The sequence below is a fragment of the Neobacillus cucumis genome (assembly GCF_002860255.1).
GTDB lineage: Bacteria > Bacillota > Bacilli > Bacillales > Cytobacillaceae > Neobacillus > Neobacillus cucumis_A.
This window is the reverse complement of record NZ_PGVE01000053.1, coordinates 1-13104: the sequence shown is the minus strand read 5'-3', so window position 1 is coordinate 13104 and position 13104 is coordinate 1. Positions and strand designations below refer to the sequence as shown.

Sequence of the window (13104 nt, the reverse complement as noted above, 5' to 3'; positions counted from 1 at the left end):
TAATATGTAGGGACATGAAAAAACGTGAAAAATGCGGGAAAATGATCAAAAATGAAACAAATTTAGTTCTCTTTCGTATAAACAAATGAACCAATGAAATAACTGTGATATGATGAAATGGAAACCTTACATAATTTTCTAGACGTTGACACTAGCTTCGCTTTTAGAGGGAAGGGATTATGAATGTATCCAACATTAAATCAGTTAAACGTCCATCCTGTCTCCCTTTCATTCGAAAATTGGCAGGGCATGCTAAAAAAGTCGCTGCCAGAACGGCCTAATTATTCAGTGGAAAATGGAGCGATTCAGATTGGACAAGTAATTGGAAAGTTTTTAGGCGTCCCAATAGACGCGGATGAGTATTATAACCAGCTGTTTGATTATGTCCATAATCCGGAATGGAAACTCGAACTCTTAAGTCAGGATTCGCTGGATAAAACAATAGAAAATACTCACTTTCAAGCCATTCAAAAGGTCATAAATATTAATAATGAACAGAAGCTATCAATCAACCGTTTCACTGCGTTTCTTGATGGTGAAAAGCTTTTATTAAAATCAAAAGTGCCTGTCATTCACCGAAAACTAAGAGAGTCCATGATTAGCACGCTTGAATTATTTTCTGCCCGCGAAACAAATGGTTTGAAAAATCATGATCTAAGAAGAGTTCTTGTAGATCTTGTAAAATGGTCGCAAAACCATTTACAACCATTGTTAAAACAGGCTGACCCTCAAGTAGCTATGCCTAAATTTTTATGGTATGGCGACTTTAAAAAAAGTCATCAATACTTTTTATTTTATTTAATCATGCTAGGTTGTGATCTTATTATCTTCCATCCGGAAGGAAGCGATATTTTATCGGGTCTTGGTCAGGACCAGATATTCACCTATCATTATCCAAATAAGCAGCAGGCTGAGGCATTCCCTAAGGAAAAGCGCAGCAGGAAAACAACCGTTGCTTACAGGGCATCAAAGGAGATTGAGTCCATCCTGAATAATGAAGGGTCAGGACTTTATAAGCCATGGCAATTACGGGACTATACTCCATCTTCCATTACTCTAAAAACAACGTATGATGAGTTGTTTATACTTGCAAAAGAAAGGGCTATGATTCGGCCGGATTTTTCGGTGAGGGACGGTGAAGTGAGAATCCCGTCGATATTTGCTAAAATCCAAGGAGTAAGTAAAAATCGAAAAGAATATTGGGATCGGCTTCAAACCATGAGTCATTTAGAGCATTGCTTGCTTATAAAAAGGCTGCCATTCACGAATCCGAGTACTAGTGATTTTCGCTACCATTACCGGAACGCTCTTGGCAGGGATGGTCTTGTAAGTGGGGAGAAAGTTATGCAATCACATTATTGGCCCTACTCCTTTTTAGCATCAGGACTGCAAAAAGGGATTGCACATGCCATTGGGAAAATTTGTGAAATACCAGGATTAAAGCCGATGTCGGCGGAAACCAGCGAAGAAGTAAAAATATATCTGTTTACACAGGCAATGTTTATGCCTAAGAATGTCATTCAGTTAATGGAGAGATTTGATTATTCTCAAGCAGTCCCTAAATTAATTATTTACAATAACGAATCGACTGGAACGCTATCAAGGTCTGATGCAGCGCTGCTTTTGCTTCTTAATCAATTTGGGATTGATCTCATTTTGTACAATCCTCCGGGCCATAATGATATCGAAAACTATGTCGATGAACGATTATTTGATAAGCACTGGCTTGATGAAGTGGTGTTTGATTTGGAGTTTAAGGAACCATCGCTTTTTAAAAAAGGGCTTTTTCAAGGAATCTTAAAAAATTTAAGGGGAGATTAAACAGTGAACTTACCACCAAATCCATCAAATGGTTTAACACCTGTTTCAACTGATGATGTTCTAACTGACACAAAAGTATCAGATATAAAACTGGCATTACGTAAAGAACCGGAAATTCAAAATTTAGCCCGAACCATTGACGAGCGCGATCAAATTCAAATATTAGAGTTTGGAAAAGAGCCGGCAGTACAAATATCCCGTTTCTCCGATCAAATCCTAAGCAATATGCGGACAACGAAAGTAGAAGACTCAGGTGAACTATTGAAACATCTGGGCCGCATAATGGATAAATTTGATGCAAAGGATTTCCAAAAGACTTCAGGGGGGCTGTTTGGCAAGCTTTTCAAAAAGGGCGAAAAAATGGTCGAAAAGTTGTTTGGCAAGTATCAGACCATGGGCTCCGAAATCGACAAGGTTTATGTGGAGATTTCTAAATATCAGCACGAAATGGTCGATGCCACCAATATGTTGGAACAAATGTATGAACAAAATTATCAATACTATTTAACGCTTGAAAAATACATTGTTGCCGGCGAATTAAAAGCAGAAGAATTGAAGACCAACAACCTTCCACAGCTCGAGGCTCGTGTTTCTCAAGGTGATCAGCTTTCCTCTATGCAGTTGGATTCACTAAAGAATTCAATTGAACTGCTTGAACAGCGAATATATGATTTAGAAATGGCCAAGATGGTTGCACTTCAGACAGCACCTCAAATTCGATTATTGCAAAGAGGAAATACAAAGCTTATTGGTAAGATTAACTCTGCCTTTGTGACAACCATTCCTATTTTTAAAAATGGTTTAATCCAAGCTGTTGCTGCAAAAAGGCAAAAGCTGGTAGCCGATTCGATGAGCGAACTTGATCGCAGGACGAATGAAATGCTGTTAAGAAATGCTCAGAACATCTCTCAGCAAAGCACTGATATCGCAAGACTTGCGGGGGGACCTAGCATTAAAATCGAGACCATTGAGGAATCCTGGAATATTATCATCAAAGGGATGCAGGAAACACGTGCCATTGAAGAAGAAAATAAACGTCTTCGTTTAGAAGGTACGAAACGTCTGGAGCAGTTACAAGAGAACTTTAAAAAATTAAAACAATCTTAATCTTTTTCAAATATTTTAATGGGGTGATTGAAATGGCAATTAATTTACAAAAAGGTCAACGGGTTGATTTAACAAAAGGAAATCCGGGATTAACTAAAATTATGGTAGGTTTAGGCTGGGATCCAGTGCAAAGCAGCGGCGGAGGCGGCTTATTCGGAGGCTTATTTGGCGGCGGGGCTAGTAATGCCAATGTAGACTGTGATGCTTCCGTCATTATGCTTGGGGCGAATGATAAATTACAAAACAATAAAGATGTTATTTATTTTGGGAATTTAAGAAGTAATGATGGCAGTGTCCAGCACTCAGGTGATAACTTAACTGGAGATGGAGACGGGGATGATGAACAAATTATGATCGACCTTAGCCGTGTTCCAGCAAACATTCAAAAACTTGTTTTCGTAGTCAATATATATGATTGTGTGAAAAGAAAACAGCATTTTGGTATGATTAAAAATGCGTTTATCAGGGTGGTAAATCCTAATTCAAACCAAGAATTGCTCCACTACAATTTAACAGATAACTATAGCGGGCTTACTTGTCTTGTGACAGGTGAAATTTATCGACATGGTAATGAGTGGAAGTTTGCTGCTATCGGCAGTGGAACGAATGCAGCGAACTTAAGTGAAGTCGTTCGTTCTTATAGTTAAAAAATGTAACATTATCCTAGGCGCTGCGACTGTTATGTTCAACGGAATATTTTTGGCTTTTTATCTAAAAAAGCTTGGCTTGAGGTGATTTTTTTGGGAATTAACTTATCAAAAGGACAAAGAATAGACTTAACGAAAACGAATCCTGGATTAACGAAGGTGATTGTCGGTCTTGGCTGGGATACGAACCATTATCATGGTGGGTCTGATTTTGACTTGGATGCCTCTGCTTTTTTAACCGATGCTAACAGCAGAGTCAACCAGGAAAGTGATTTTATCTTTTATAATCAATTGATTCATCCTTCAGGAGCAGTTGAACATACAGGCGATAATCGTACTGGTGAAGGGGAGGGCGATGATGAGCAAATCAAAATTGATTTTAGTAAAGTACCTTCTCCTATTCAGCGAATCGCCATTACCGTCACAATCCATGATGCCGAAGCAAGAAACCAGAACTTTGGACAAGTTTCAAATGCTTTTGTCCGCTTGGTTGACGAGGAAACGGGACGTGAAGTATTAAGGTTTGATCTTGGTGAAGACTTTTCAGTGGAAACAGCTGTTGTCTTTTGCGAGTTATACCGTCACAATGGTGATTGGAAATTCAATGCAGTTGGAAGTGGTTTCGCTGGCGGTTTAGCAGCTCTTTGCAGGAATTTCGGTTTAGAAGTTTAACATATTAATTCGAAAGCTGCCATCATCACTGGCAGCTTTTCATGTTACAATGTAGAAATATGAATAACAGGGAGTGTCTTAATTGAAACAATATCTACAATTGTGCGAACATATTCTTATTAATGGCAATATAAAAGGTGACCGTACCGGTACAGGGACCATTAGTACTTTTGGCTATCAAATGAGATTTAATTTAGAGGAAGGTTTCCCTCTTATTACGACGAAAAAGCTGCATCTTAAATCAATTATTCATGAATTGCTTTGGTTTTTAAAAGGAGATACAAATGTAAGCTACTTACAGGAACATGGTGTGCGGATTTGGAATGAATGGGCGGATGAAAATGGTGAATTAGGACCTGTTTATGGCCACCAATGGCGATCTTGGACAGGGGCTAATGGAAGGACAGTAGACCAAATTAGCGAATTAATTGAACAGATTAAGACTAACCCTAATTCCCGCAGATTACTAGTAAATGCTTGGAATGTCGCTGAAATTGACGATATGGCACTTCCACCATGCCATTGCTTGTTTCAATTTTATGTAGCAGATGGAAAGTTATCATGCCAACTATATCAACGTTCTGCGGATGTATTTCTCGGCGTCCCATTTAACATTGCCTCATATGCACTTTTAACGTTAATGATTGCTCAAGTCTGTGATTTAAAACCGGGGGAATTTATTCATACTTTTGGAGATGTCCATATTTACCAGAACCATCTCGAGCAGGTAAAACAGCAATTAGCAAGGGAGCCAAGGGCTTTGCCAACCTTGAAAATCAATCCTAACGTGAAAGATATCTTTTCGTTCCAATATGATGACTTTACCTTAGAGGGATACGACCCCCACCCACACATTAAGGGAGTTGTCAGTGTATGATTTCATTTATCGTGGCAATGGATCAAAATGGGGCGATTGGTAAGGACAATCAACTCCCATGGCATTTACCGGAAGACTTAAAGTTTTTTAAAAGAGTAACGATGGGACATCCAATTGCAATGGGCAGAAAAACTCATGAATCAATTGGCCGGGTATTGCCAGGCCGGGAAAATATAGTTATTACTAGGCAGGCTGGCTATCAATGTGAAGAATGTACCATATTTTACTCGATCGATGAGTTTGTGACGAATAGTCAAAATAAGAATGATGAAATTTTTGTCATTGGCGGGGCTGAGATTTTTCAGGAAACATTCCCTTTTGCAGATCGATTATATATTACTTATATTGAAGAAACCTTTGATGGAGATACCTTTTTTCCACATTTTAATCAGGATGATTGGGTTTTAACTTCGATAGAAAAAGGAATTAAAGATGAAAAGAATCCATATGATTATGAATTTAGAATATACGACCGAAAAAATAACCTATAGTAGAAAAAGTATCAGTTTTTACTGATACTTTTTCTATTGTACAGTGCAGACTTAGTAGTATATAAAATATTTAAAATATTTAATTAATTACTAGAACATTGACTTAAGCGGTTGTAATTGTTAAATTGTCTATAGGATTAACTATAATTGGTGAAAATGCTAAATATCACTTTCAATGAATTTTTATCAAATTTTGTGAAATAACTATGAATTATTAACGATAATTAACGCAAAGAGTTTTTTCAATACTATAATCATAGTAGTAATAAACAACATCATTCGAAGGGGATGTAAATCCATGTTTTCTAATATCGGAGTACCCGGATTAATCTTGATTTTAACGCTTGCACTAATTATTTTTGGACCAAAGAAACTCCCTGAAATCGGTAAAGCCTTTGGACAAACTTTAAAAGAATTTAAAAAATCAACCCGTGAGCTAACGGATGATGTAATGGAAGATATTAAAGATGAAAAGAAAAATTTGACTAAATAAGGTGTAAGATTCTATCTTGCACCTTTTCTTCACGAAGTTTATACCTATATGGATGCGTAAAAACATGTTAATGGCAGGGGAAGTACCATGGAAGATAAAGAATTGAACTTAGTAGATCATTTGGAAGAATTGCGTAAGCGAATTATTATTTCGGCTTTGGCCTTTGTCGTTTTTTTTATGGTTGGATTTATCTATGTTGACGATATCTATAAATGGTTTGTTGGGAGTACCAAACTGCTTGTTCTTGGACCAAGTGATATCATGTGGATTTATTTCATGCTTGCTGGTGTTGTAGCGGTTGCTGGAACAATCCCTGTTTTAGCTTTACAAATATGGTTATTTGTCAGGCCTGCATTGAGACCAAATGAGCGGAAGATAACAGTTACATATGTTCCGGCCTTGTTTATTCTATTTATTTTGGGCCTAGCATTTGGTTATTTTGTTATTTTTCCGATGGTACTTAACTTTTTAGTAAACATTGGTCAAGATATGTTTGTAACAAATTTCACTGCGGAAAGATATTTTAGTTTTATCTTGAATATGACCCTTCCATTCGGAGTTTTGTTTGAATTACCTGTAGTGGTTATGTTTTTAACCTCTCTTGGAATCATTAACCCGTTTGTTTTAGCTAAAATTCGAAAATACGCTTATTTTGTACTAATTATTATCGCAGTTGTTATTACACCTCCAGATTTTATGTCTGATTTTGTGGTAACTTTACCATTATTACTACTTTATGAGGTGAGCATTAATCTATCCAAGTTCGTTTACCGGAAAAAATTGAAAAATCAGCATGATGAGGAACTTGACGATGAAAAGGAAGAAGTTATAGAAGCATAAATAAGTAATGACCTTAAGGGCTGCTAGCTTTTAAGGTCTTTTTGTATATAGAAAATGGATGATCCTCTTGGGAGTCATCCATTTATTTTAATCTTACTACCTCTTTATCGGATTCCAATACTTGAAAGCCAAGTCTATTTAAATGTTTACGAATACCGCTTCGCTCCCAAGTTTTTAGGATGGGGTTTTCCAAGCTTTTTTTAGGATAAAAGACACCTATACAAGATAATTCCTCGAAGTTCATCCCTTGCTGTACATATTTTGCAATTAGTTCATCACGCTGTTCAATCTTTGCCAGAAATAAATTCATTGCTTTAATAAATTCTTTTTTTGAAAAAATACCTTTCTGGTGCCCGGTTATGTAGGTATCAGCATCTAGCGTCAACAGGCGTTTACCAGAGGCAATAAAATCATCAATATCTCCATCGGTTCCATTGTACCATGGTCCGAACGTGGTCATGTCATAATCACCAGTAAATACTACCCCTAATTCGGAAAAGTAGGGACATGAAAATCCGCTTGTATGCCCTGGTGTGTGTAAAAATTGTACCTTTACATTGCCGAATTGATATTCTTCATCATAATGGTATGCTCCAGAAATTTCACCGAGGTTTTTCACCCATTCTTGCGGAAGGGTTTTTTTCCATCTTTCAACACCCTCTCGACCCCACTCCTGATAAACTCCATTCACACTTGCAACACCTTCAATGGTGAGCGAGGATTCATACTCAATTGGGTTAATCCATTTGGTAATATCTTTGAAAAGGTGGTTATGCAAGGTATGATCAGGATGGTAATGGGTATTTAAGATTAATTGGACTCCATACTCTTTCTCGATACTTTTAAGAACTTTATCCTCTGCACCAGTATCAATTAAGACCTTTTCAGAACAATCGAGATAAAGACTTCTGGAATAAGGAACTTTACTCAAATTGACGCCTTCTAAAATGATGATAGGACCAATTCGGTTCATTTTTTCACCTCACATTTATTTCGCATATATTTTAATAAACCGAGTGAATGCTCATTCATAATATCATAATTTTCAAATCATTAATAGGTGAAGTTCCTCCTATTTAAATAATTACTTGGCAGGAAGGAGATAGCTGTGAATATAAATGCTGTTTACTTTTAACCTGTCGACAACTTTGCTAAACTAGGTACGAAATAGTAAAGAAATAGATTGTAGGTGATTGGATGAAGAATCGTTTACTGCTTTTATTAGTTCTTGTTTTTACTTTAATACTTTCAGCATGCGGAAAAAAAGAAATTGAGAATGCTGTAGATTGGCCAATTAATGATTTCACAGCGACTACACAGCAAAACAAGCCATTAGGACTAAAAGATTTAAAAGGAAAGGTTTGGGTTTCCGCTTTTATTTTTACAAGCTGCGCGGATGTATGCCCTCCAATGACTAGTAATATGGTAAAGCTCCAAACGAAATTAAAAGAAGAAAATCTGAAGGATGTTGAATTAGTTTCGTTTAGTGTGGACCCTACTGTCGATACTCCTGAAGTCTTAACACGCTACGCCAACCAATTTGGGGTGAATTTTAAAAATTGGACATTCCTGACTGGATACTCACAAGAATTTATTGAGAAATTTGCTGGGCAAAACTTCAAGACTATTGTCAAAAAACCTGAGGAAGGAAATCAGGTGATTCATCAAACCTTTCTTTACTTAGTAGACAAGGATGGTCATATTAAAAAGACATACAGCGGTTTTAAAAATGTTCCTTATGAAGAGATTATTAATGATATTAAAACATTGGAATAGACCTTTATTGGTCTATTTTTTTTTACAAGAAAAGGTTAAAGTACATATTTGTTTTGAATATTTATTGTCGTGTTATAATAAAGAAACAGTATAGTGCCCCTCTTAGTTTGCTAACTGAGGAAATAAGTTACTTAGAAGGCAGGTGAATGGAGTTGAAAAAGTTTTTCCCCCTTCTAATTCTTTCAATAGTGCTATTATGTTCTTGCCGTCCTTCCAATCCATTAGTGCTTCATCCGGAGAAGAAAGTTGCTGCACAAGTTTTCGAACCAATACCTGCTGATTTTATTCCTCGAAAAATAACCATTTTATCTGCAGGTGATTCACTAACGCAAGGAGTAGGGGATAGTACAGACCAAGGTGGTTATCTGCCATATCTTAAAAGTATGCTGGAAAATGATAAAGGCATTCAAGAGGTTGATTTTTATAATTTTGGTGTAAAGGGAAATCGTACGACACAGTTGTTAAAAAGACTCAAAACACAGGAAATTAAGCCCATTATAAAAAGTGCTGATATGGTGATTTTAACTATTGGCGGAAACGATATCATGAAAATTGTGAAAGAAAATATCTCAAACTTGCAGGTATCTGATTTTCTTGAGGAAAAAGAATCCTATCGAAAGCACTTAACACAAATTTTTAATGAGATTATTACTGAAAACCCCAACGTGTCAATTGTGTTAGTGGGTGTGTATAACCCCTTTTCGAAATACTTTTCCGATATTAAAGAAATGGATCAAATTGTTGCTGAGTGGAACCAAGCAGGTCAAAGCGTTGTAAACCAATACTCAAATTCCTATTTTGTTTCGATTGAAGATCTTTTTATTAATGCAAAAGAAGATATTTTGTATACTGATAATTTTCATCCTAATAACAAAGGATATGAACTAATTGCCCATAGGCTGAATGAGACATTAGATGAACAGGTATTGCCTAATCTCGTGAAAAAGGCTTATACGGTTAGTACTGAGGAGAATTAAATGAAGAATAAATGGAAACTGGGATTTCTCACTTTAACAGGAATCATTGTAATAGCTGCAATAATTCTTTTTTCGTTAGTTATGGCCCCAATAAAAGAGACGGAACCCATTAAAACTAACATTTCTAACGAGGACTATGTATCCTTTCATGTTAAATCAAATAAGTATGACTTAAATAGACTTATTAATCATTATCTGAAAGAAGAAGCTGCCGATTCCCCTATAGATTATAGGGTTCTATTGGGAGATGAGGTGGAATTATATGGAACACTTCCTTTTTTTAGTGAAAAATTAAAATTGAAATTAACATTTGAGCCATCGGCACAAAAAAATGGCGATTTAATCTTAAAACAAAAGTCGATGTCAGTCGGAAAGTTGCATCTACCCATTTCGTACGTTTTAAACTTTATAAGTGAGAACTATAAGCTTCCAAAAGGTGTTGAAATTAGACCAAATGATCATCTAGTCTATATTCATATGACCCAGTTAAAGCTTAAAAGTGATTTGAAAATTAAGGTTGATAAATTTAATTTAAAAAAGGACGATATTGCTTTTACAATATTAGTCCCAGTAAAATAGGTGTCCGATTTAGGACACCTATTTTTTAATCCTTAATATAAATATATTGTAATTCGGGTGTATTCTTTGATAATCCTAATAAAATAAGGGTGTAACTTTCATTAGGTCTAAAAGTTGCCTTTGGCAACGGTAATAGAATGTCTTTAGTTCCTGCTGTTCTTACTTCTAGATCGACCGTCATTGGAGTTAATCCTAAATACTCGGTTGCTTGTTTGTATGAAACCTTAGGGAAAATTACGTCCCGATCTTTAACAGCAATATCAAGTGCAGCTGTATCCGGAGATAACTGGATAAAACGAACCTTTGCTTCATTTTCAGGAACTTCCGGTTGGTTTAGAAACACCAATAACCGCATCTTGTTAACTGAATCAATAGTGGTTAAGGTGTATGATTTTCCTTCCTCGATGGTTATTTTTTTATTTAAGACACTATCAACCATATTTCCGGCCGGATAAATATCAATGTGATATTTTCCAGCTTTTAAGTGTAGGATCTGGCTGACTTGTTTAAAAGCTAAATCCTTTACAACAGAGTTCCCATTTATATAAACATCAATGTTCGGGGAATCAGGCGATGTATGCAGAATTCGTATTTGTGCTTCTCCTTTTTCAGCTTGAGCAGGGGATCTCATTAGGTTCATTGCTTTATTCATGTATTTATAATGTTTTAGGTAGAAATGTATGTGTAAGTGGGGGTTAGTGTACTTATAAAGCTGAGCTAATAAATCATACATGGTTGCTTTTTGGAGATAATCCGTTTGTTTTCTTTTTTCAGACACTTTTATCAACTCCTTACAACCTAATTTATTCAAACGGATATAGGTATGTGTCTAGTGTTCGTAATCATACGAAGGAAGGACCATGAGAAGAGAGGGGCAATAAAGTTTATTTTTGAAAAAACATTCGGTATACTTTAATGTAAATAAAAGAGGGGTGGAAACGTGGAAAATAAACATCAATTAGCAACTTTTGCCGGCGGCTGTTTCTGGTGCATGGTTAAGCCGTTTGATGAACAACCAGGTATAGTAAGGGTTGTGTCTGGATATACAGGGGGAACGGTTGAGAATCCAACCTATCAACAAGTATGCTCCGATACCACGGGACATTATGAAGCCGTCCAAATCACTTTTGACCCTGAGGTATTTCCGTATGAAAAATTATTGGAATTATTCTGGCAGCAAATTGATCCTACCGACCCCGGCGGCCAATTTTACGACCGTGGTCAATCGTACCAGACGGCAATCTTTTACCATAATGAAATACAAAAAGAACTTGCCGAAAAATCTAAACACTTTCTGGAGGAAAGCGGCCGTTTTTCAAAACCGATTGTGACACCCATACTCCCCGCGAAGGCCTTTTATCCTGCTGAAGAATATCATCAGCACTATTATAAGAAAAATCGTGCCCATTATGAGTCATACCATATAGGTTCAGGCCGTGCTGGGTTTATTGAAAGACACTGGGGGGACAAACATGCAAAATAGGGATTTGAAAAAAGAATTAACGCCTATACAATATGAGGTTACTCAAAATAATGGTACAGAGCCGCCGTTTAGAAATGAATATTGGAATGAAAAGAAAGACGGAATATACGTTGATATTGTATCTGGAAAGCCATTATTCAGCTCCCTAGATAAATTTGATGCAGGCTGCGGCTGGCCAAGCTTTACCAAACCGATTCAAGAGGAAGAAGTAGTGGAAAAAGAGGATTATAGTCATTTTATGATTCGGACGGAGGTAAGAAGTAAAACGGCTAATTCTCATTTAGGACATGTCTTTAATGATGGCCCTATGCCAACGGGCTTACGCTATTGTATCAACTCAGCGGCACTCAAGTTTATTCCAAAAGAAAAGCTCGAAGAAGAAGGCTACGGAGAATTTAACAAGCTCTTTAATGAAAAATAAAAAGGACGTCCAAGCTATGGACGCCCTTTTCATGTTAAAACCATTAAATTTCATTCGATTTTTGTTTTGAAGTAGACGTCATCCCGCCAGAAAGGACAAATTTCATTGCATCTTCAGGCTTCACATCAATAATTTCCACCTGTTCCTTAGGGATTAAGAAGGTAAATCCCGCCACTTGAAAGGTTTGCGGAATATAGACGGCTACATGCTCTTTTAAAGGACAATAAAAGTCCTCTAAATCCTCGGATGTAATAAACCCAATGCTTCTCATCCCCGTTCCTGGAATGACCACCAACGCGACTTTAGAAAAAGCTTTCTTCTCCCCAAGAAAGGATTGTACAGTATCTTTAATAACGGAATAGATGGTTTTAACAACTGGAATTCTCTCAAGGAGGCGGTCGATTATTTTAATAATTTTCCCGGTTATATATTTAGTAGACATCCATCCTAACAGGGTAATTAGGATTATGGTTGTTAAAAGGCCAAATCCAGGAATGTAATCATTTTTAAGATATGGTCTTAATGAATTGCCAAGAATACCGTCCAAAAATAGAAAGGTTTTGTAAATAACATAAATAACGAGAATAATTGGCACGATGGTTAAAATGCCATTAATAAAATTCTTTAATACTGATTTCATCCTATCACCTACAAAAATATCACTGTCTCTCATAATATAGGCGAATGCACATACAGGTCAAGTATCTAGTTCATAAAGTACTTATGAAAAGAAACAAAAAATTGAGGAGTGAATGTTTATGTATCATGGTTATGGTTATGGATTTGATGGCCACTGTGGTTATCCTGCGTATCCTGTAGGTGGATGCGGTTTTGGCTTCGGCGGATTTGCGTTAATTGTTGTATTGTTTATTTTGTTAATTATTATCGGCGCTAGCTGGAATTATTAAAAAGAAAAGGCT

Annotated in this window: 17 protein-coding genes; 14 read left to right on the top strand and 3 right to left on the bottom strand. The window is 36.5% G+C overall.

The genetic code is table 11. From position 1 onward, the window contains the following. Window positions 1–183 precede the first annotated feature (183 nt). From CVD27_RS14105 to tatC, 8 genes are all read left to right on the top strand, one after another. Window positions 184–1821, top strand: a complete 1638-nt coding sequence (locus CVD27_RS14105) for a YceG family protein (protein ID WP_101648550.1) — start codon at window positions 184–186, stop codon at window positions 1819–1821. Between the two features lie 3 nt (window positions 1822–1824). Next, window positions 1825–2928 carry a toxic anion resistance protein gene (locus CVD27_RS14100; protein ID WP_101648549.1) on the top strand — a complete coding sequence of 368 codons (1104 nt, stop codon included), beginning with the start codon at window positions 1825–1827 and terminating at the stop codon, window positions 2926–2928. A gap of 32 nt (window positions 2929–2960) precedes the next feature. After that, window positions 2961–3575, top strand: a complete 615-nt coding sequence (locus CVD27_RS14095; RefSeq protein WP_101648548.1) for a TerD family protein — start codon at window positions 2961–2963, stop codon at window positions 3573–3575. A 93-nt stretch (window positions 3576–3668) separates the two neighbouring features. Further along, window positions 3669–4247, top strand: coding sequence for a TerD family protein (locus CVD27_RS14090; protein WP_101648547.1), 579 nt, complete (start codon window positions 3669–3671; stop codon window positions 4245–4247). Window positions 4248–4329: 82 nt separating this feature from the next. Beyond that, window positions 4330–5124, top strand: coding sequence for a thymidylate synthase (locus CVD27_RS14085; protein WP_101648546.1), 795 nt, complete (start codon window positions 4330–4332; stop codon window positions 5122–5124). After that, a complete protein-coding gene (locus tag CVD27_RS14080; protein ID WP_101648545.1) occupies window positions 5121–5615 on the top strand; it encodes a dihydrofolate reductase in 495 nt (164 codons plus the stop codon). Before CVD27_RS14085 ends, CVD27_RS14080 begins: the two co-directional genes overlap by 4 nt. Before the next feature lie 298 nt (window positions 5616–5913). Next, entirely contained in the window at window positions 5914–6108 is a 195-nt protein-coding gene (gene tatA, locus CVD27_RS14075; protein ID WP_101648544.1) for a twin-arginine translocase TatA/TatE family subunit, read from the top strand. A gap of 87 nt (window positions 6109–6195) precedes the next feature. Continuing rightward, on the top strand, window positions 6196–6948 hold the full coding sequence (gene tatC, locus CVD27_RS14070) for a twin-arginine translocase subunit TatC (RefSeq protein ID WP_101648543.1): 753 nt from the start codon (window positions 6196–6198) through the stop codon (window positions 6946–6948). A gap of 82 nt (window positions 6949–7030) precedes the next feature. On the opposite strand, the gene CVD27_RS14065 is transcribed toward tatC, so the two are convergent. Continuing rightward, entirely contained in the window at window positions 7031–7921 is an 891-nt protein-coding gene (locus CVD27_RS14065; protein ID WP_101648542.1) for an MBL fold metallo-hydrolase, read from the bottom strand. 224 nt (window positions 7922–8145) lie between these two features. Between CVD27_RS14065 and CVD27_RS14060 the strand changes: the two genes are divergently transcribed. The 3 genes from CVD27_RS14060 to CVD27_RS14050 all read left to right on the top strand — a co-directional run bounded on the left by CVD27_RS14060 (window position 8146) and on the right by CVD27_RS14050 (window position 10280). Continuing rightward, on the top strand, window positions 8146–8724 hold the full coding sequence (locus CVD27_RS14060) for an SCO family protein (protein ID WP_101648541.1): 579 nt from the start codon (window positions 8146–8148) through the stop codon (window positions 8722–8724). Between the two features lie 146 nt (window positions 8725–8870). Then, window positions 8871–9701 carry an SGNH/GDSL hydrolase family protein gene (locus CVD27_RS14055; protein ID WP_257984364.1) on the top strand — a complete coding sequence of 277 codons (831 nt, stop codon included), beginning with the start codon at window positions 8871–8873 and terminating at the stop codon, window positions 9699–9701. Next, window positions 9702–10280 (top strand): YpmS family protein, encoded by a 579-nt coding sequence (locus CVD27_RS14050; RefSeq protein WP_101648540.1) that lies wholly within the window; start codon window positions 9702–9704, stop codon window positions 10278–10280. A 25-nt stretch (window positions 10281–10305) separates the two neighbouring features. Here CVD27_RS14050 and CVD27_RS14045 read toward each other — a convergent pair whose 3' ends face one another. Beyond that, window positions 10306–11058, bottom strand: a complete 753-nt coding sequence (locus tag CVD27_RS14045; RefSeq protein ID WP_101648539.1) for a DUF4397 domain-containing protein — start codon at window positions 11056–11058, stop codon at window positions 10306–10308. 213 nt (window positions 11059–11271) lie between these two features. Between CVD27_RS14045 and msrA the strand changes: the two genes are divergently transcribed. Together msrA and msrB are read left to right on the top strand one after the other, a co-directional pair. Then, window positions 11272–11763 carry a peptide-methionine (S)-S-oxide reductase MsrA gene (msrA, locus tag CVD27_RS14040; protein WP_374703076.1) on the top strand — a complete coding sequence of 164 codons (492 nt, stop codon included), beginning with the start codon at window positions 11272–11274 and terminating at the stop codon, window positions 11761–11763. Next, complete coding sequence (gene msrB / locus CVD27_RS14035) at window positions 11753–12184, top strand: peptide-methionine (R)-S-oxide reductase MsrB (protein ID WP_101648537.1); 432 nt, start codon at window positions 11753–11755, stop codon at window positions 12182–12184. Before msrA ends, msrB begins: the two co-directional genes overlap by 11 nt. A gap of 43 nt (window positions 12185–12227) precedes the next feature. On the opposite strand, the gene CVD27_RS14030 is transcribed toward msrB, so the two are convergent. Further along, window positions 12228–12824, bottom strand: a complete 597-nt coding sequence (locus tag CVD27_RS14030) for a DUF502 domain-containing protein (protein ID WP_101648536.1) — start codon at window positions 12822–12824, stop codon at window positions 12228–12230. A gap of 112 nt (window positions 12825–12936) precedes the next feature. Here CVD27_RS14030 and CVD27_RS29090 point away from each other — a divergent pair, with 112 nt between their 5' ends. Further along, window positions 12937–13092 carry a YjcZ family sporulation protein gene (locus CVD27_RS29090; RefSeq protein ID WP_142384101.1) on the top strand — a complete coding sequence of 52 codons (156 nt, stop codon included), beginning with the start codon at window positions 12937–12939 and terminating at the stop codon, window positions 13090–13092. Window positions 13093–13104 lie beyond the last annotated feature (12 nt).